Origin of the sequence: Heyndrickxia shackletonii (genome assembly GCF_001420715.1) — a bacterium.
GTDB classification, from domain to species: Bacteria; Bacillota; Bacilli; order Bacillales; family Bacillaceae_C; genus Margalitia; species Margalitia shackletonii.
In genome coordinates this window covers 569,830-590,078 of the sequence record NZ_LJJC01000006.1, presented here as the reverse complement: position 1 = coordinate 590,078, position 20,249 = coordinate 569,830, and the positions used below count along the sequence as shown (strand labels likewise).

The following is a 20,249-nucleotide window of genomic DNA, read 5'->3' as shown; positions in this document are numbered from 1 at the left end:
GCAACTTCCAACATAATGGTTAGTTGCTTTTTTTCAGAAAGTTTAACGTCCAAACTAAGCTATTTTTCATTTTCGTTTTCCGACTCAGCCATTTTCTCTTCAATATTTACCTTTTCTTCTTTCCACCAAATTGCCTCATGAGGATTCTCTAAAATCTCTGCAATTTCATGTTTTTCCTCGACTGCCGGTGCCGAGCCCCGCAGCGCTTTTCCGGTAGTTTCCTTCACAAAAAACATGGTGACTAAACCAATTAGGCAAGCAGCCATAATATAATATGCTGGAACCATCTTGTTATCTGTCACTTTAATAAGCCACGCCAAAACCAATGGGGTTGTTCCACCAAATAAAGAAACGGAAATATTAAACGTAATGGCCAGTGCAACATATCTTACTTGTGTAAAAAACAAAGAAGGCAGCATGGACGGCATTGTTGCTTCAAAGGTAGCTAATAGAATAGCCAAAATCATCAGGCCCAAAAAAACTGTCAAATTACTTCCACTTTCAATCATCTTAAACGATGGAATGGACAGAAGAATTACCCCTATCAAACCTCCTAAAATAATGCGCTTATTTCCAATCCGATCACTAAAATAACCCATAAGTAAAACAATCGGAATCATAATAAACATAACAATTAGAATCAACAAAAGACCCTTTGTTTCTTCATAACCGAGGACTACATTTAAATAAGATGGCATATACGATAACAACATATAGTCCACAACATTAAAAAATAAAACTAATACCATTCCTTTAAGCAGCTGCGGCCAATGAAAAACAAACACTTTTTTTATTAACCCTTTTTCATTTTCTTTGTTTTTTTCTTCATTCATTGCTTCGAAGACAGGAGTCTCCTCCAAGTTATTTCTCAAATATAGACCAATAAGACCTATCGGTGCCGCAATGAAAAACGGAATACGCCATCCCCAATCCAGCATTTTATCCGGTCCAAGCAAAAAACTCAGAAGCGTCACCACGGCGGAACCCGCAATATATCCAACTAATGTTCCCACTTCTAACCCGCTCGATAAAAAACCTCTTTTCTTGTCGGGTGAAGATTCCGCGATAAACGTCATGGCACCAGAATATTCACCGCCTGCGGAAAATCCCTGAACTAATCTGGCTAAAAGCAAGAGGATAGGAGCCAGATTTCCAATCTTTGCATAGCTCGGAATCAATCCTATACATAATGTAGCTAAAGACATTAACACTAATGTGATGGTTAATATTTTTTTCCGACCTAATTTATCACCCAACATACCAAAAAACATTCCGCCTAGAGGACGAACGATAAACGCCACGGCAAAAGTAGCAAACGAATAAACTATTTGGAGTGGCCCAGTCACACCTGAAAAGAACACCTTTCCTATCGTTACAGCCAAATAAGAGTAAATTCCAAAATCAAACCACTCCATTGTATTTCCAAGTGCTGTTGCTATTACTGCCTTTTTTGCTGCATCTGTATCTACAATGGTAATATCATCTTTTTTTAATCTTCTTTTTGACTTTTTTCTAGATCCCGGCCATTTTTCCACATTATCAACCAATTGTCTCACCTAAATTCCTTTTGAAAATCAAATCATAATGTTATTTTGAGCTGGCTTCACCATTGCTATTCAGAAAAGAAATCTTCATCATGTTTTTTAATTTAAGCTAATACTTCTTTACCTTTTCCTATATTGATTAAGTCAGGAACTGTTATACCCTGATTAAATCTATTGATTTAAAAACCGTCCAGACGGTACAATAAAATAAAAAGTGTTCATTTTATCTGGAGGGTTTCAGGTGGATTCCAAAGCAGAATTGAAGCGTCAACTTATTTTAGACACTGCCAAACAAATTATTCTTGATCACGACTTTCACGCTTTAACATTAGATGCTGTTGCAAAACAAGCTGGTATTAGCAAAGGCGGATTGCTATATCATTTTCCCAATAAAGATGCCTTAATAAAGGGGTTGGCTGCATATATTTTTGAGGAGGTTTGCGTGAACTTCCATAAATATGCTGAGAACGATTCAAATAAAAAGGGAAAATGGACTCGTGCATTTATCGAAGCCTCAAAACATGACTTAGAGCATAATGCTGCATTAAATATCGGCGTTTTTGCTGCTTCATTATTAGACCCTGAAGTATCTAAAAATATATCCGACGGCTACCAATCCATCCTTGCTAGACTGGAACAAGATGGCATCAATCCTTTAACTGCGACTATTATTCGCTTGGCATTAGATGGACTTTATTACTCACAAATGTTACATATAGCTCCTTTGGATAAAGAGCGGCAAAATGAAGTAATTCAGCAATTAGTTCGTATGACAAGGGAGGATTCATGATGTATGCTTATGGACTTTTGCTCCTGGCGATTCTAAGTGAAGTATTCGGAAGCTCTATGCTGAAAGCAACAAATGGTTTTAAAAAACTTTTACCTTCTATAGGAGTTGTATTAGGATATGGAATTGCATTTTTCACTTTATCTTTAAGTCTAAAATCATTGCCGCTTGGAACGGCTTATGCTATTTGGGCTGGAGTAGGAACAGCATTAACGGCAATAGTAGGTACAGTCGTGTATAAAGAAAGATTTAATCTAAAAAAAGTATTTGGGCTGCTATTCATTATCTCTGGAGTTGTTTTATTAAATTTCAGCGGTGCCCATTCATAATAAATGAAAAGGAGAAATCTCAGATGAATGGTTATATTACTTTGGCTATTTCTATTATCAGTGAAGTATTTGCCACCACCATGCTCAAAATGTCTGATGGATTTACCATATTATTACCCTCAATAGGAGTAATTGTCGGGTATGCACTTTCATTTTATTCGATAAGTATTTCCCTTAAAACGATTCCACTAAGTTTGGCTTATGCCATTTGGTCAGGAGTAGGAACAGCACTAACTGCATTAATTGGGGTATTAATATGGGGTGAACTTTTTAACACGCTTATGCTATCTGGAATTATCTTAATTATTGGTGGCGTTATACTATTGAATACCTCTAACAAAACGGAAACAGCAAAAGAAACTTCTAAGTAATGGGTTCCTTGCTGTTTCCCTTTTCTAAATAAACATTGTATATAGTATCGTCCTACCCTATGAAAACAACTGCATCCTTTCGCTGAAATGCCTGTGGGAGTTTTTCTTGTATTCCCTGTATTCTTTCTAACATTTTTTCTCTTGCTTCCTTGTCTACTAAATTTATTTCCGCCCATCTTTTTATTTGCATAAGTTCCTCCACGATAGTAGAGACATCCTCCTCTTCAACCTCAACACCTACTACAAAGAGGTCTGTCCATTGTAAGCCTAGTGATTCTATAGCAGGTATCCAAAATTCTTTAAAAAAGGACTCTGTTGCAACTGGAATGTAAAAATACTTTTCAACATCATTTTGTGGCTCAAGTATAAATGCACCAATCGTCATAATCTAATTTCCTCCGAATCATATAACAGATTCATTTTACATACATGTATTACTTTTTTTCCTGAGCAACCTTCCAGCCATTCAATCGAATCCAATCTAAACGGTACGTTGGCTCATTCAGTTCAGTCATATTGTACATAAATTTTACCATAAGAATTTTTTATTAAGAAAAATATCCCTTAATAATAGACAGATTACTCGCTTACTATTAGGGATATTTCGAATAAACCACGGCAATTATTTTACGACGAGAACATCCATCTCCGCATTTTTCATGATCGTTTCACTTACACTGCCTACCAAAAGTTTTTTCAAAAGACCTTTTCCACTGTTCCCAACAATAATTAAGTCAACATGCTGCTCTAAGGCAAAATCACATATATCTGTACTAGGCTTGCCATCTAGTGTTTTAAATTCCGCTGGAACACCCTGATGATTTAAAAAAGACCTCGCGTGATTCATAATTTCCTCAGTGGAATCATATATAATCTCCTCTGTATTTTGGGAAAGCTCATCCTCCCGGAACATAATTCGAGCAGGATAAACACCTCCGTCTGGTCTAGGACCAATCGGATAATTTAAATGATAATGATCAAAACTTAGTTCATTTGTATATTCTTGAATGACATGCGCTACCGTAATCTTACAGTCAGAATCCATGGAATAAATTTGTGCAGCTCTTTCTAATGCTTTCATACTGTCCTTAGAATCATCAAAACCAATAAGGATATGCTTATACATTTTTATCTCCCTTTCATTTTCTGACTTTCTAACTTTATACCCGTATTTCTTGTATAAAAACATAATAGAATCGAACTAGTATTTGTAAGTATCATTCGACCGGAATACATTACTGGAGCAGGAAATTAGGTAAGTTCCCAAAAATAAAAAGAGATCGAATCCCAAAAATAGGACCCGATCATCACGAGCTTAGCAATTCTTTTATTCATCCAAAATGGATGTTCTTTTCTTTTTTATTTGTTTCGATTTTCTGTTGCAAGTGCCTCAGCAGCAATGCAAAGATAATAGGATAACCCCTTTTGCTGTTGCTCGAGCATAGTCCGATGAAAGTCATCCGCTAGAAAAAAGCGGGCTTGCTCCGCAAAAATGGAGGTATCCATTTTATGACCATGATGATTTAAAAAATCTAGATGCTGCAAAATAAGCTGTTGCACCTTCTTATCATCAAACCTTAACCCTTCCCTGAGTGCGCTCGCCATGTTATCCATAAAATACTTTGCTTCAATTGCTGATTCATTCATATCATTCACATCTATTGAATTTCCCTCAAGGACATCATAGTTGTATTTTTCCTTAAGATACTCCCTTTGTTCTAATAAAGCATTTTCCCATTCTTTTTCAGTGTTAAACCCTTTAAACATTTCTTGCTGGTCCATTGCTTCTCCTTTCCTGGCATGTGCAATCGATTGATCAAGTGTTTGCATGAGCTCTTCTAATCTTTCTTTGCGAGCAGCAATTAATTGTCTTTGCTCAAACAAGATCGATAATCGATCAGGCTCATCGTCCAATATTTGCTTTATTTTTTTGAGAGGAAAATCCAGTTCACGATAAAATAGAATTTGCTGCAATCTTTCCAGTTCTTTCATCCCATAAAGGCGATAGCCGGCTTCACTCACCTCACATGGTAATAAAAGTCCTATCTTGTGATAATAGTGCAGTGTTTTGATTGTCACTTTTGCCAAATCTGATAATTCTTTTACCGTGTACATTATATCCACCTCACTTATAACTTTAAGGGCTCCTCTTTGAGGAGGGTCAATAGTATTTTGTAACTTTTTACGTTATTTTCGAGAAACTGAAAGAAGTAGATCCCTGTCTATTTTTTTCCTTAATTAAAAGTCCTAATTCCTTTATTAAAAAGTACTAATATCGCAATGAAAACAATGGCGGAACTAAAGGCAATTAATGTTGTAATTTCCCCAATGCCTTCCGCTACCCAGCCTGTTAACAGATAACCAGCCGGCAACAATGCAACGGTACCTAACATATCCAAACTTGCGACTCTACCAAATTTCTCTTCCGGAACAAGTTCCTGAAGACTTGTTTCCCAAATGAGACCGCCAAGCATATTGCAGGCTCCAATTAAAAACATCAGCAGCATGAGAAAAGGAACACTTGCAAAAACAGGTAAAAGCAGAAGAGATAGACCGCTTATCGCGACACTGGAATAGGTAAGAACCCCTCTTTTATTCCACTTTTTGCGCAATCCAAACATGATCCCACAGACAATCGCCCCAGCCCCAGATGCTGAAATCACCAGCCCAAACACAGTAGGCTCAAATTTGTAATGGACATTGATCAACCATGGAAGTAAAACCTTCATAATGCCACCCCAAAAAATGTTAATCAAAGAAAAAACAAGAATAGAGATCCACAGCCATGTCTGTTGCTTTACCACTTCAATTCCTTCAAAAAAGTCTTTTTTTAATGAACTTTTAGCAGTCGGTTGAATCACATCACTTTGAAAACTTAACCTTCTCAGCGTTAATAAAAAAAGGAATGAAATAATGTAAGTAACTGCATCTATTCCAAATCCCCAGGCTGCAGAGAATGCAGAAACGATAATTCCTCCGAGGATGGGACCAAATATTTTCAATCCTTGCATCATTACTTGAGTCAGGGAATTTGCCGCATTGCGGATTTCTTTTGTAAAAACCTTTGCCCTTACCCCTGAATAGGAAGGCTGAAAAAAACTCTCCATGACTCCCATAAAAAACATGATGATAAATAAAGACATCATATTTAATTGATTCAAAAACGTAATAATGGAAAGAGTCAGCATTAAAGCGAATCTTACAAAGTCTACAATAAGCATCACTTTCACTTTATTCATTTTATCAACCAATACACCCGAAATTGGCAAGAGCAAAATAATTGGCACCATATAAATGGCCATGACCGTTCCCATCATGGCCGCAGATTTTGATTCCCGTAAGACCACAATTGGCAATATTACATTCGTAATGGAACTCCCTAACAATGAAAAAATTTGTCCAAATAACAAGGCGGTAAACTGTGGCGACTGTTGAAAAAGTTGAAAAAATGTTACTTTTCTATTCCTTTGCTGCACTTTAACAAACCCCATCCTACCCTCTCCTTCCGCTTTAAAATGACAATGTACCGGCCGGTTACTAAAATATAGAATATTTTTTAAATTAAATATAGACTTATAATATTTTTTCATTTATACTATTAATATGAAAAATAAGGTATTTACCTTTTTTATTTACAGAACGCATAAAGAGAACATATGTTCTATATAAAAAAGACGCTCTAAAAAAAGAGCGTCTTTTTTGATAAAAGTACAACTTCGGATTTTTCTCAGGTTTAACATACTGTCATTTATACACTTTAAATAACCAATCTTACATGAAACTTACTTATATCCATTAACGAAGTATCCAATCGTTTCGAGCTCTTCCTCGTTTAAACATCTTTGCAACTGTACAGACATGTCATCAGCAATCGCTTCCCCGTCACCCTTATACTTTCCTGTAAGAAGAGCCGTGTTTTTGAGAAATTGGAGGTGTAATTGAAATTCTTCTTTCGTTAATGGGGCATTATGATGGGATAAGAAAATAAACTCCGCGTCGTCATATTTTTCAATGCTATCAACAAGCTGAAGGGTTTTCTCCATGGTATAATTCCATTCATCCGCATATAAATTTGCATACAAACAATCCCCTAAAAATAGAACCTTTTCTTCGGGAATATAGATAATGCTAGAATCATCGGCATGGTCTCCGCCTACATGTTCGATGGTACAAGTCACTCCGCCTAAATGGATTGTCATTCGATGATGGAATGTAAGATCAGGAAGAGGAAGAACGATATCCCGCTGATTCCCAAGCTCTTTCTTCATCGCATTGGCACAAAATGGAATTTCTGTTCCTTCTTTTACACGTTTATCAAGATCTCTATCCTCCCAAGATAGAGTTTGTAATTCTTTAATTTTGTTATATGTTTCTTCATGGCAAATCTTCGGCATATGCATTTCGCGCATTCCAAATACATGATCCCAGTGCCAATGTGTGAGGACAAGCCAGTCTCCCCTCATCTGATATTCCTCTAGTTGTTCAAGAAACAACCTGGCATGAGTGGAGGAGTTTCCTGCATCAATAAGAAGTGTTTTCTCATCTCCCTTTACAGCAAGTAGAATGGGACGATCTGTTTCCTGGTAAGGTGGTAGATATACAAGGCGATTTGAAATTCGTATTAATTTCTGCAAATCTTTGTCTCCTAACTCGAGTGTTTTTCTCTAACTAAAAGCGCAACTGCCTCACAGTGCATCGTCTGCGGAAACATGTCCACTGGCTGCACTTCAACTGTTGTATATCCTCCATCCTCCAATATCCTTAAATCCCTTGCCAATGTAGCAGGATTACAAGATACATAAACGACCTTTTCCGGCTTCATTTCCATGATGGTTTGGAGCAATGTTTCGTCACAGCCTTTTCGTGGCGGGTCGACCACAAGAACGTCTGCTATTACTCCATCCTCGTACCATTTTGGAATGACTTTTTCAGCTTCCCCAACTGCAAATTCCACATTTTCAATTCCGTTTAGTTTGGCATTTCGCTTTGCATCTTCAATTGCCTCTGGTACGATTTCAACTCCGTATACTTTCTTGGCTTTTTGAGCTAAGAAAAGGGATATAGTACCGATTCCGCAATACGCATCAATGACGGTTTCTTCCCCATTTAATCCTGCATATTTTAGTGCTTGATCGTAAAGGACCTTTGTTTGCTCAGGATTAACCTGGTAAAAAGAGCGGGCTGAGATGGCAAACTTTATGTTACCAATATAATCGTAGATGAATTCGTCTCCCCAAAGGACTTTTGTTTCATCTCCAAAAATTACATTTGTTCTCTTTGGATTGATATTTTGAACAATTGATTTTATATCGGGATTAGAATCGATTATTTCTTGTATTAATTGGTTTTGATTTGGGAGATTAGGGGTACGAGTAATCAGTACAACCATGATTTCACCTGTTTTGATCCCGTAACGTGCCATGATATGACGTAAAGTCCCTTTGTGAGTTTGTTCATTGTATGCTTGAACCCCATACTTTTCACAAATACGTTTGACACTTTGAATGACTTTATCATTTTTTTCCTGCTGAATGAGGCAGGCTTCCATATCAATAATATCGTGGCTTCGTTTTTGATAAAATCCTGCGATTAATCCGCCCTCTCGTTCACCGACTGGAACTTGTGCTTTATTCCGATATTTCCAAGGATCTTCCATTCCCAGGACAGGATGAACAACGACATTTTCCAGTTTTCCGATACGAGTCAGCACTTCCTTGACTTGTTTATGCTTTGCTTTTAGCTGGCCGGGATAGCTTAAATGTTGAAGCTGGCAGCCACCGCATTCCTTATAGATTGGACAATCAGGTTCTACACGATCCGGACTTTTTTCATATAGATCTATGAGGCGGCCAAAACCATAGCCTTTATTTACTTTCACTACTTTAATTTTTGCTTTTTCACCGGGTAAGCAATTGGGAACAAAGAGCGGATATCCGTCTACCTTTGCTACTCCATTTCCTTCGTGGGTTAAATCTTCAAACTTTACATCTATATATTCGTTTTTTTGAACTGGAACTTGATTGGTCATAGATTGTCTTCCTTTAATTTTTGATGAAATGATTGTACCATAACAAAGAGTTCATTGCTAAATTGAGAAGTTTTTGGTATCTTTTCTACCTATCTCATCGTTTCACTTAAAATAAATTATATAGACAGTTTGCAAAACTTTAGATTCTACATATACTAATGGATTGCAACAGGAATAATGTATAACCTAATCCCAAACTAGAAAATATAAGTATTTTAAATCAAATTCCTTTAAATCAACTATTCAATGAAAGGGAATATAACATGAAAACTTATTTAACGAAAATTTTAGTAATAGTAAGCACTCTTTTTCTAATAACAGGGTGTGGAATGAAAAACGAAAAACCAATAAAAAATAATGCAGATCCCGTTCAAGAAGAACTTAATAGATTGTCTTTATCTGAAAAGATTGGACAGATGATTATTGGCGGATTTGAGGGGACTAGCGTAACGACTGATGCTGCCGATCTCATAAAAGAATACAAATTAGGTGGGCTAATCCTTTTTGGTACAAATATAAAAAGCGAGACCCAATTGGTGAACTTAACAAATGCGCTGAAAACAGCTAATTCCAATAATAAGGTACCTCTTTTTATCTCCACTGACCAGGAAGGCGGGAGAGTTAACCGTATGCCTGCATCAATAATAAACACCCCACGCGCAAGATCAATCGGAGAAACAAATAATGAAAAATATGCGTATAATATCGGAAACGTAATTGCAAATGAGTTAACATCTTTTGGGTTCAACGTCGATTTTGCTCCTGTGCTAGACATACAGAGTAATCCTAAAAACACCGTAATTGGCGATCGTTCATTTGGTTCCAATTCAAATATTGTCTCTAAACAGGGAGCAGCTATGATGAAGGGAATTCGTTCTGGAAACATCATTCCGGTAGTCAAGCATTTTCCCGGACACGGAGATACTTCTATTGACTCTCATTTAGCGCTTCCAGTAGTGAATAAAGATTTAGCTAGTTTAAATAAATTGGAACTAATACCGTTCCGAAATGCCTTTAAAAACAATGCAGATATGGTAATGGTTGCCCATATATTGATGAAAAAATTAGATTCTAAGTATCCAGCTTCTATGTCTAAAACGGTTATTACAGGGCTTTTACGAAAGCAACTAGGTTTCGATGGAGTTGTTATAACAGACGACATGACAATGGGAGCGATTGCTAAACACTATAATCTAAAAGATGCAGCTGTGAAGGCAGTAAATGCCGGAAGTGATATGATTCTAGTTGGACACGGAAAAGAAAATGTTAGTACTGTATACAACAGTCTATACAAAGCGGCCAAAAATCACACCATTTCCGAAAGCACCATTAATAAGAGTGTCTACAGGATTTTATCCCTTAAGCGAAAATATAAACTTACGAATAATAAAGTTCCATCTGTCAATATAACGAAGCTGAATGCACAAATTAAGAAAGCTATTTCAACTGGTTCCTCTACAACTGGTTCAACAAAAAATATTCTTCTCCATGATATTGCTTCGAAAGCGAAAAAGAGAGAAATCATAAATGCTGAGTTTCACCTTGGAAGCACAATAGATACCGTTAGAAAAGAATGGGGAGAAGAGGAAAAACGCGATTATGTAGCAGCAGCTAAAGGGACGTACAGCACTTACAGCAAAAAACATGTAGTCGTTGCATATAATAAAGAGCGACTATTATTTGAAATCCGGTCCTTTGATCCCAAGTTGAAAAATTTAACCCTTATTGATATAAAAAATTACTTTGGTTCACCAATCTCAGATGTTACAACTGAAAATAGCGAAGAAATACTCAGCTATTCGCATGGTGCTTATGCGTTGAAATTTGTCTTTTCTATTAACAGTCAAAACGCAGTATTAGATCACTACTCTGTTTACAGTCCGCCTAAATAGCGTAAAACATCGAATGACTTACAGCCATAAAATAGAGACGAATTCATCTGGAATTTGTCTCTATTTGTACTGTTTTTTAATCAATTGTTATTGCTTCATAATCTCCTGTTTCAAATAATAAAATGCCTCCTCTGCACTCATAGAGCTTTGGCTCTTGTCTATTCGATTTCTGATGGCGACTGATTGATTTTCAACCTCTTTGTCTCCTACCACAAGCATATAAGGGATTTTTTGTTTTTCGGCTTCCCTTATTTTTAAGCCTATTTTTTCATCCCTTTCGTCAACGTCTACTCGTACACCCGCTAATTCCAGCATTGATTTAATGGAATAAGCGTAGTCCTTATGAGGTTCAGCGATTGGAAGTACTTTCACTTGAACTGGTGCAAGCCAGAGCGGGAAATCACCTGCAAAGTGTTCTATCAAAATGGCCATAAACCGCTCAATGGAGCCATAGATCGCTCGATGGATCAATACAGGACGATGCAGTTTGCCATCTTCCCCGACATAGGAACAATTAAATTTTTCCGGCATTTGAAAATCTAGCTGTACTGTTCCGCATTGCCAGCTTCGTCCAAGTGAATCTAATATATGGAAGTCAATTTTCGGGCCATAAAAGGCACCATCCCCTGGATTAACTTGATAGTTTAGTTCTTTTTCTTTTAAAACAGACTCCAATGCCAGTTCTGCTTGATCCCACATCTCTATAGAGCCCATAAACTCATCCGGACGAGTAGAAAGCTCTATTTTATACTCAAAACCAAAATGGGAGTATATCTCATCAATTAAATCTAAAACCTTTCCAATTTCCGCTTCGATTTGATTGTTTCTAACAAAGATATGGGCGTCATCCTGAGTAAAGGACCGAACTCTTAGCAAACCATTTAATGAACCAGATAATTCATGACGGTGAACCAAACCTAATTCTGCGTAACGGATAGGCAGTTCACGGTAGCTTCTTTTTTTATGATTAAAAATTAAAATAGCCCCCGGACAGTTCATCGGTTTTATAGCATAGCGCTGCTGGTCTACATCGGAAAAATACATATTTTCATGATAATGATCCCAATGACCTGACTGCTCCCAGAGCTCCTGCTTCATCATAATCGGTGTTTTGATTTCTTGATAGCCAGCTTTTTGATGCTTTTTCCTCCAATAATTTTCTAACTCGTTGCGAAGTACCATCCCGTTTGGTAAAAGAAATGGCATTCCCGGAGCCTCTTCCATGGATGCAAACAGTTCTAACTCTTGACCTAATTTGCGATGATTTCTCTTTTCCACTTCAATCTGCATTGACATTTTCATTCCTCCTAAAAGTTTATATAAAAAAAAACACACTTCATCCTCTAAAGGGACGAGTGTGTCGTGGTTCCACCCTAATTCCATAAAACACATTAAATATGCTTTATGCTTAAGTAAAAATAACGGTTCTCCCGATGATGGTTATTCTGCTCCCCGCATTTCCCCATCATTGCTCCAAGGTGGTAAATCATCCTCTTTTCTTCGGGGCTTTCAGCCGGTGACCCCGTTCTCTTGTAAAGAAACATTAAGAATGATTCATGTCCTCTTCTTCGCATAAACTATATTAAATAAAAAACGCACCCATCCCCTACAAGGGACGAGTGCGGTCGTGATTCCACCCTAATTCCATATGCCCAAAATTGTACATATGCTCAAATAAATAACGGTTTCTCCGATGATGGATATTCTGCTTTTCACATTTCCCCATCATTGCTCCAAGGTGGTAAACCATTCTCTTTCTTACAGGGCTTTCAGCCGGTGGCCCTGTTCTCTTGTAAAGAAATTTTATGAATGATTCATGTCCTCTTCATTGCGTAAAATTATGTTATTGTTAATTGAAATGTATCTTAGCACAAGGATCCATAATATGCAAGAGTCAATTCTCAAAAAATTTATTCTTTTATATTTTTTATTGACGAAATTATATTTTAATCAAACGTTTGAATAAAAAATTTTTCTATCTGCTAATGTTTCGCCAGTCGGTTCCGATCATCGGAAAGCGGAGGTTCTTCCAGCCACCCGTTTTTAATCATTAATTTTGCCCCGTCTTCGGCATAGGTCCCGATTTCTGCAGAAAGCCTTACATAATGCAGCGACAAATCCTTCCTGAAGGATGTTGCCATACTAGTCGCATAAAATCCTATGCTTAATCCTATTAATGCCGTCGTAATAAACATCATCATTTTGTCTGAAAAAGGAGCAATTTGTGAAGAGGTGATACCGGTTTCCCACCCCATTGGAACTGGAAGATCACTTTCTTTTAAAGCCTCTCCGAATACATTAATATGTTTTTCCGCAATTTGCTTGCCTCTTAACATAAACTCGCGTACCTCTTTGGAATTTGCAACTTGACTGAATCCAATCATCGTTGCTTTCCCTAATGCATTTCTTTGCATATTCACCACTAAATTTGAAATTTCCATTACGGTTAATGTTTTTCTTCTTCCAAACCATCCTCCTAAAAAGTGCTCATTTTTTACAAAATGCACTTTTTCGGAAGGGTTAATGTGTGGGGATCGTATATATAATCCTTTAGATAACAGCAAGTTAGTAGCCAACGTATCGTATTCATCCAGTTCATGCAAGCATGTGGAGAAATATTCCTGGGTATCTGCACGGGAACAAATAGTTTTTCCTATTGGGTAAAATCCTAAGGCCATTTCACCCATGTGATGAATGAAATAAAGGATAAAAGGGTCTGAAAATAATCTCGGCGCTTGAAGATTCACATCTTCTTTAACATTAAACCCACATGGAACTGGATACCCTTCATTCGTAAAAATGGTATTCAATTTCTGAAGATGCTCTCGGGAAAGAAGCATACCTTTTTCAACAAGGGCTTTAATCTGTGTATCCTCTACAATTTCAATAAAATACGTAAACAGACAATTACATAAGCTGCTATTCATATAGCCTGACCACAACTGGGCAACTTCACTGGAAGTTAACTTAATATTATGTTCCGTCTGCATAACCCTTTGTCCCCTTTCTTATACATAACGTTATTCTGTCACCAATTAGGGGGAATATACATGATGCAATTGGTGGCTGAGATACTTAAATACTGACTTAATTAACCATGAAATGAAAACAAATTATATTTTGAAAATATTATTTTCAAAAATTAATTCAGGACTATTTAATCAGCATCAATATGACATTTTTCCTATTAAAAAAATATTACTATAATTTTGCGCCAGTAAATGATAGACTATTCCCAATAATGCAACATGAGGAGATGATCATATGACACAGGAAACTTACAAGTTGATTGCCATCGGGCTATATATGCTGATGATGCTTTTAGTTGGATGGTACGCATTTCGTAAAACAAGTAATTTAACGGACTATATGTTAGGCGGCAGATCATTAGGTCCCGCCGTAACGGCATTAAGCGCTGGTGCTGCTGATATGAGTGGTTGGCTTTTAATGGGATTGCCAGGGGGGATTTATCTGTCAGGCCTCGCTGATGCCTGGATTGCGATTGGGCTTACCATTGGTGCTTATTTAAACTGGGTTCTCATTGCGCCAAGACTACGTTCCTATACACAGGTTGCTAATGATTCTATAACCATTCCATCCTTTTTCGAAAACCGCTTCAAAGATAAAACGAAGCTTTTGCGAATTGTTTCATCTCTTGTTATTTTAGTTTTTTTCACCTTTTATGTATCATCCGGAATGGTCTCAGGAGCAGTCTTTTTTGAGAGCTCCTTCCATCTAAATTACCGTACAGGTCTGTTCATTGTGGCAGGGGTTGTAGTTGCCTATACATTATTTGGCGGATTTCTTGCCGTTAGTTGGACTGATTTTATTCAAGGTCTTATCATGGTTATTGCTTTATTGCTTGTTCCTGCGATGGGCTTTTTCAAAACAGGAGGACCAATTGAAACATTCCATACTATAAAATCAATTGACCCAACACTTTTAGACTTTTTTAAAGGAACAACAATTTTGGGATTAATCTCTTCGTTGGCTTGGGGACTTGGTTATGTAGGTCAGCCGCATATTATCGTGCGCTTTATGGCGATTAAAACCATCAAGGAGACAAAGAGTGCCAGACGGATTGGGATGAGTTGGATGATTCTATCCCTTCTTGGAACATCCTTAACTGCTTTAATTGGAATTGCCTACTTCCATAATCATACAAATGTTAAGTTAAGTGATTCTGAGGCGGTATTTATTCAGTTGGGGCAAATCTTGTTCCACCCACTTGTAGCTGGTTTTGTACTAGCAGCTGTACTTGCTGCCATTATGAGTACTATTTCATCACAATTAATTGTCACATCCAGTGCTTTAACAGAGGATCTTTATAAATTAGTTTTCCGTAAAGAAGCATCAGATAAAGAGCTAGTTTTCTTTGGAAGAATGGCTGTCTTAGCCGTGGCGGTAATTGCGGCGATCCTTGCATTTGATAAAAATGCAACGATTTTGGAGTTGGTTGCGTACGCATGGGCAGGATTTGGCGCATCGTTCGGACCGGTTGTATTCCTAAGTCTATATTGGAAAAAGATGAACCACTGGGGAGCGCTTTTTGGAATGATTGTCGGTGCCATTACCGTCATCGTCTGGAAAAATACAGGGCTTGGCAATACCCTTTACGAAATTGTTCCCGGCTTTGTTGCCAACCTAATTGTCAGTGTTATTGTAAGCCTAGCTACCCATAAACATAATGAGGAGATTGAGAAAGAGTTTCAGGAGAGTGTTTCCCTGTTGAAACATGGGTAAGTTGAGCCAATCGTATTTCGGCGGAATTATTGTTAAGTTCCGCTGAATTAACTTTAAAATGTTGAAATTAAGGCACCGTTTCAAAAGCTAATCTCCAAAACTTCTGGAGTTACCCTTTGAAATACCAGATGTCATTAATTGATCTTTCAAAAACTAACAACTTTGCAACCAAAAAACGTTTACCCCAATGGTAAACGTTTTTTCTTATGATTCCACCATATCCTGCGGACGAATTTTATCAATCGGTACAAAAACTTCTAAATGGCGATATAAATTTTCAAATTCTGTTGGAACCAGTCCGCCAAATTCGCCATCAATATTGAGCTGCATTTTCTCACTAGAGCTCACCTTTATTCTGTTTGCGGAAGCATAAATTACGTTCGGATCATTTACATGCTCTCCGCGAATCGCCAAGGTAACCACCCGAATAAATTCAGCAAGATTTGTTTTCTTTAAAATCATCAGCGTAAACAAGCCATCATTGATAGAGGAATCAGGTGCTAGTTTTTCAAAACCGCCAATAGAGTTCGTTAATCCGACCAAAAATAACATGGCCTCTCCTTCAAAAAGCTTTCCGTCATACTCAATGCGCATATCGGTGGCACGAATCGAAGGCAACATTTCAATACCTTTTAAATAATATGCCAACTGGCCAATCATTGTTTTTAACTTGCTGGGTACCTCATAGGTTAGCTCGGTAATTCTTCCTCCACCGGCAATATTGACAAAATATCCGTCATTATATTTTCCGATATCGACGGGAATTGTATCCCCTTTGACAATAATATCCGCTGCAACCTCTATGTCACGAGGTATATGCAATGCCCTAGCAAAGTCATTCGTAGTTCCAACTGGAATGACTCCAAGTTTTGGACGATAATCTTGCTCCGCGAGTCCATTCACAACCTCATTGATGGTACCGTCCCCGCCAGCCGCAACAACTAAATCATATTGGCGTGCAACCGCTATTTTTGCTGCTTCAACAGCGTCCCCTGCACCAGTTGTCGCATGGCAGGATGTTTCATATCCAGCCATTTCAAGCTTTTGCAATACAGTTGCAAGATGCTTTTTAAAAAGCTCACGACCGGAAGTTGGATTATATATAATTCTTGCTCTTTTCATGTTCATCATCCTAATCTAAAATCTTTTACGATGAATTTTTGTATGTATTTTTTCATGGGGAGGGTAATATTGATCCGTAAATTTAAGCTTCGTTTCCCTAATGAAGTATCTCTCTAGCGCAAGCTGCCTATCGGTTATCAGATAAGCAAGGCGCATTCGCTTTTCTAAATTGCAAAGAAAAACTGGCCATAAGCCAGATTCAAAATTGTCTCTCGAATATCATAACTCTTTTTAATGTAAAAATCTAGTGAACAGATGTCCATCTCTTATGGCAAGTGTGTGACTGAAATGGCGGACGATTTCGTTATTACGATATGATGTGTTCCATCCCCAAATGTCATTTTTCCACTTTTCTTCTCAATATCACCATTATGGCCTTTTTCCTTCATTTCTATCCAGCTATCCCCTGACAGCTGATCAGCTTGATTTGCATCTACCAAAAGATCCGGCTTACCCATTACTTGAATAGTAACATCTGATAAACTGTTCAAATACCAATTATTTGATAGATTTCTTACTTTTAATGTAATAGGATTAAAACTCCCCTCGACTTCCAGCCTTACATTTTCAGGGATCAGAACTGTTGCAGAAACTTGAGTCCCATTAGAAAAAGGATCATGCTGATTTGGTCCATCTTTCAATTTTAAATAGACGGTATCTCCCTTTTCCTCCAACATTAAATAATCATCCACCGTCTTAATGGCAGAATGGTTCTCTACCGTTTCCGCTGTATACGTTCCAAAGGCTGAGATAGATTTTTCCTTCGTGGACTCAATTGTTACCGGCTGATTTTGCGTTTCCACCACAATTCTTTTAATATGATTATCCATCGTTTTATTATATTTCGGTAAATCTAGCGTTTTTGTTTCAGCAGCCATTGCATAGGTAACCTTATTTAAAATTCCTGTAGAACTGAATATGGTAAAAGCAATCCCGCACATGCCAATGATGCCGATGAAAAAGATGCTGAGGATATCATATTTTACAATAGGCTTATCATGCTTCGAAAAATACAAGGAAAGTAAAATTTCTATTCCTAATATTATCAACAGAAGCGGCCACCAAGCTATTAATACATTAGCTATATTCCAATGAAGCACTTGCGACAATAACAGGAACATCCCTAGAAAAACTAGAGCTGCTCCCATTGATATACTCCCGACTCTCCATGATTTCATATATTTTTTTCTTCTCCTTTCTTCTTTGTGCCAAACATAAGTTTTATCCCTCCGCCAATTAGGAGAATACAAACAAATACTGTTTGGAAGTAATTACTGAACCAGTAGCTTATATCAATATGAATAGCGCTGTATATCATCGGAGAAACAACTGGTAGAACAATATTAGAAATCAAATAATAGAGACCAAGAATGACTAGTCCAATCCCTACCCATTTTTGATGGTTGATTAAATAAGAAATCACCGGTTTATCCTCCATTTCTTCCTTTCCGTACTTTGATGCCTTTTGCAGGCCATCAAAAAAGCTGTAAAACCAAATAATCGGAACTAAGAATAGGAATATTCCCAATCTCAAAATATCCAATATATAGATAGAGAAAAGGAATGCTGCCATTAATTGAATACCGCGTTTTTGCATACCTAAATATAGATGTCCCGCTCCTGGAAAGATGGATAGGAAGGTTGCAATTGACTTGCTCTTTTTCCCATCTTCTCGTCTCATCTCAAACTCCTCGAAAATCGAGCGATCTACTAATTCCTCGCCGTTTTGTTTTTTTGACAGCTGACGGGTCGCATCGAAAAAACCATAAACCCAAATAATCGGCAAGAAAGCAAGGAAAACCATAAATTCGGCACGATGCGTAAGAGCTGTAATAAAGACAACCATTACTCCCATTCCGAGAAAGGATGTCAGAATGGTAAGTCCACGGTTCATTAAGCCTAGCTGGAAATGGCCTAGTCCTGGAATGAAGGATAGTAGTATTGTGTAAAAACGTTCAGAATCGTGATTTTTTGTATACGCTGCACCTACTTCCTCCTTTGTTTGCTGAAGTTTTGATGCACTTACTAATGTAGCTATAATACTGATAACGTAAATGCCAAATCCAATAATCGTAGCAAAAAAAGCCGGGAAGCCTGCATGCCCTATAAACGCAGCAAACATAGCAAAAAAAGCAAGACCGCAAACAGATACCGTATAAAATAAGCCAAATGCCTTCCCTAAATAAATCAACCCGATACCCGGAAAAAACCCGAGCAAAAACGCTGTTATAGGATTCTTGTTGTTATTCATTATTTATTTCCCTCCTTAGATTCTTTTTCAACCTTATCAATTAATGAAACCGATTTATTCATAAGACCCATAACAAAGGATGGCTCTTTCTTTTTATTCGTTTCAAAATCATTGAACGCATTTGTCAGATGGGAAAATACACCCGAAGTCATTAAAATAACAGTCATGGCCGCAGCCACGAAATAATGAAAGATGGCTTTTTGATAAAAGCTTTGTTTTGGTGATTTCGTGATCGTTTTCTTCTTTTGTCCTTCCAATCGCTGCATTACCATATCCGTGAATATGTCCTCGTTGCTCATGATTGGCAGCGCCTGCTCCATTGCTTCGACCGCCTCCAAGTAAATGGACAAGCATTGGTCACAGCCATATAAATGATCATCATACTGCTTTTCGGTAGCGGAATCTAATTCACCTCTCACATACTGAAGCCATTTTTCATAAGAAATATGATTCACCTGAAATCGTCCTCCTTCCAATGCTTTTTCATCCACTGTCTTGCACGATAAAGCTTTGTTTCAATAGTTTTCACTTGAACCTGCTGCTCTTCTGCCAATTCATGATAAGACTTTTCTTTTATATAAAATCCTTCAATGACATCGCGATAATTGTCTGGTATTTCTCCTAAACGTTTTTCAAAAAATATCTTTTGTTCCTTTTTTAAAACAATGACCTCTGCTGTTTCTGCTTTTCCTGCATGATGGAATTCAGGCTGAAACTCTATCACTGCTTCTTCTTGTCTTCTAGTCTTCTTCCTTTTCATATCAATCGCATGATTGACTGAAATTCTTGTTATCCATGTTTTAAAACCTTGATTCTCGTATTGGGGGAGAGAAGCATAGATTTTCAAAAACACTTCTTGGGCTGCATCTTCAGCGTCTTGCTGATTGCGAAGAATCGCGAATACGGTGTGGAAGACATGCATACGATATTTTTCAACCAACAGTCGAAACGCATGTTCATTTCCGGTTTTCGCTTTTTCAATTAATGCTGCATCCAAGTGCGCTCTCCCCCCTTTCTATTCCATTCACCCTTTATAAACGATATTAGGATGAAATACCCCTACAGTAATTTTATAAAAAATATATTGTTAACCAATTTTTAATCTTAGTTGACAATAAGAACAAAAGATTTATAGAATGTTTATGTTCTAATCTATTTTACTATAAAATAAAAAAGGAGAAT

General features: G+C 37.4%; 19 protein-coding genes. 5 read left to right on the top strand and 14 right to left on the bottom strand.

Annotated elements, in window-relative coordinates:
* Positions 1 to 59: 59 nt before the first annotated feature.
* Positions 60 to 1,547 carry a glycine betaine/L-proline transporter ProP gene (proP, locus tag AN964_RS21115; RefSeq protein ID WP_055741773.1) on the bottom strand — a complete coding sequence of 496 codons (1,488 nt, stop codon included), beginning with the start codon at positions 1,545 to 1,547 and terminating at the stop codon, positions 60 to 62.
* Positions 1,548 to 1,785: 238 nt separating this feature from the next.
* Between proP and AN964_RS21110 the strand changes: the two genes are divergently transcribed.
* The 3 genes from AN964_RS21110 to AN964_RS21100 are packed head-to-tail and all read left to right on the top strand — an operon-like array spanning position 1,786 to position 3,031.
* The gene (locus tag AN964_RS21110) at positions 1,786 to 2,334 is read left to right on the top strand and encodes a TetR/AcrR family transcriptional regulator (protein WP_055741772.1); all 549 of its coding nucleotides are present in this window, start codon (positions 1,786 to 1,788) and stop codon (positions 2,332 to 2,334) included.
* Positions 2,334 to 2,660 carry a DMT family transporter gene (locus tag AN964_RS21105; RefSeq protein WP_055741771.1) on the top strand — a complete coding sequence of 109 codons (327 nt, stop codon included), beginning with the start codon at positions 2,334 to 2,336 and terminating at the stop codon, positions 2,658 to 2,660. The genes AN964_RS21110 and AN964_RS21105 overlap by 1 nt, the downstream gene beginning before the upstream one ends.
* Positions 2,661 to 2,683: 23 nt before the next feature.
* On the top strand, positions 2,684 to 3,031 hold the full coding sequence (locus AN964_RS21100; protein WP_055741770.1) for a DMT family transporter: 348 nt from the start codon (positions 2,684 to 2,686) through the stop codon (positions 3,029 to 3,031).
* A 52-nt stretch (positions 3,032 to 3,083) separates the two neighbouring features.
* Here the strand turns inward: AN964_RS21100 and AN964_RS21095 are convergent, their stop codons facing one another.
* The 6 genes from AN964_RS21095 to rlmD all read right to left on the bottom strand — a co-directional run bounded on the left by AN964_RS21095 (position 3,084) and on the right by rlmD (position 9,059).
* Entirely contained in the window at positions 3,084 to 3,416 is a 333-nt protein-coding gene (locus AN964_RS21095; protein WP_055741769.1) for a hypothetical protein, read from the bottom strand.
* A gap of 237 nt (positions 3,417 to 3,653) precedes the next feature.
* A complete protein-coding gene (locus AN964_RS21090) occupies positions 3,654 to 4,157 on the bottom strand; it encodes a universal stress protein (protein WP_055741768.1) in 504 nt (167 codons plus the stop codon).
* Positions 4,158 to 4,390: 233 nt separating this feature from the next.
* Positions 4,391 to 5,149 carry a MerR family transcriptional regulator gene (locus AN964_RS21085; protein ID WP_055741891.1) on the bottom strand — a complete coding sequence of 253 codons (759 nt, stop codon included), beginning with the start codon at positions 5,147 to 5,149 and terminating at the stop codon, positions 4,391 to 4,393.
* A gap of 116 nt (positions 5,150 to 5,265) precedes the next feature.
* Positions 5,266 to 6,522: an MFS transporter gene (locus AN964_RS21080; RefSeq protein WP_055741767.1), complete on the bottom strand. Its 1,257-nt coding sequence runs from the start codon at positions 6,520 to 6,522 to the stop codon at positions 5,266 to 5,268.
* A gap of 291 nt (positions 6,523 to 6,813) precedes the next feature.
* On the bottom strand, positions 6,814 to 7,665 hold the full coding sequence (locus AN964_RS21075) for an MBL fold metallo-hydrolase (protein ID WP_055741766.1): 852 nt from the start codon (positions 7,663 to 7,665) through the stop codon (positions 6,814 to 6,816).
* Between the two features lie 11 nt (positions 7,666 to 7,676).
* Complete coding sequence (rlmD, locus tag AN964_RS21070; protein WP_055741765.1) at positions 7,677 to 9,059, bottom strand: 23S rRNA (uracil(1939)-C(5))-methyltransferase RlmD; 1,383 nt, start codon at positions 9,057 to 9,059, stop codon at positions 7,677 to 7,679.
* Positions 9,060 to 9,322: 263 nt separating this feature from the next.
* Here rlmD and nagZ point away from each other — a divergent pair, with 263 nt between their 5' ends.
* Positions 9,323 to 10,951 carry a beta-N-acetylhexosaminidase gene (nagZ, locus tag AN964_RS21065; protein WP_083489492.1) on the top strand — a complete coding sequence of 543 codons (1,629 nt, stop codon included), beginning with the start codon at positions 9,323 to 9,325 and terminating at the stop codon, positions 10,949 to 10,951.
* 87 nt (positions 10,952 to 11,038) lie between these two features.
* Here nagZ and thrS read toward each other — a convergent pair whose 3' ends face one another.
* Positions 11,039 to 12,247: a threonine--tRNA ligase gene (gene thrS, locus AN964_RS21060; protein ID WP_055741764.1), complete on the bottom strand. Its 1,209-nt coding sequence runs from the start codon at positions 12,245 to 12,247 to the stop codon at positions 11,039 to 11,041.
* Positions 12,248 to 12,933: 686 nt separating this feature from the next.
* Positions 12,934 to 13,941: a DUF3231 family protein gene (locus AN964_RS21055; protein ID WP_055741763.1), complete on the bottom strand. Its 1,008-nt coding sequence runs from the start codon at positions 13,939 to 13,941 to the stop codon at positions 12,934 to 12,936.
* A 274-nt stretch (positions 13,942 to 14,215) separates the two neighbouring features.
* Here AN964_RS21055 and putP point away from each other — a divergent pair, with 274 nt between their 5' ends.
* Entirely contained in the window at positions 14,216 to 15,694 is a 1,479-nt protein-coding gene (putP, locus tag AN964_RS21050; protein WP_055741762.1) for a sodium/proline symporter PutP, read from the top strand.
* 204 nt (positions 15,695 to 15,898) lie between these two features.
* Here putP and AN964_RS21045 read toward each other — a convergent pair whose 3' ends face one another.
* The 5 genes from AN964_RS21045 to AN964_RS21025 form a co-directional block, all read right to left on the bottom strand.
* Positions 15,899 to 16,816 (bottom strand): diacylglycerol kinase, encoded by a 918-nt coding sequence (locus tag AN964_RS21045; RefSeq protein ID WP_055741761.1) that lies wholly within the window; start codon positions 16,814 to 16,816, stop codon positions 15,899 to 15,901.
* Positions 16,817 to 17,082: 266 nt separating this feature from the next.
* On the bottom strand, positions 17,083 to 17,994 hold the full coding sequence (locus AN964_RS21040) for a LiaF transmembrane domain-containing protein (protein WP_055741760.1): 912 nt from the start codon (positions 17,992 to 17,994) through the stop codon (positions 17,083 to 17,085).
* Entirely contained in the window at positions 17,991 to 19,067 is a 1,077-nt protein-coding gene (locus tag AN964_RS21035) for a hypothetical protein (RefSeq protein WP_055741759.1), read from the bottom strand. Before AN964_RS21035 ends, AN964_RS21040 begins: the two co-directional genes overlap by 4 nt.
* Positions 19,067 to 19,522 carry an anti-sigma factor family protein gene (locus AN964_RS21030; protein ID WP_055741758.1) on the bottom strand — a complete coding sequence of 152 codons (456 nt, stop codon included), beginning with the start codon at positions 19,520 to 19,522 and terminating at the stop codon, positions 19,067 to 19,069. The genes AN964_RS21035 and AN964_RS21030 overlap by 1 nt, the downstream gene beginning before the upstream one ends.
* Complete coding sequence (locus AN964_RS21025; protein WP_055741757.1) at positions 19,519 to 20,064, bottom strand: sigma-70 family RNA polymerase sigma factor; 546 nt, start codon at positions 20,062 to 20,064, stop codon at positions 19,519 to 19,521. Before AN964_RS21025 ends, AN964_RS21030 begins: the two co-directional genes overlap by 4 nt.
* Positions 20,065 to 20,249 lie beyond the last annotated feature (185 nt).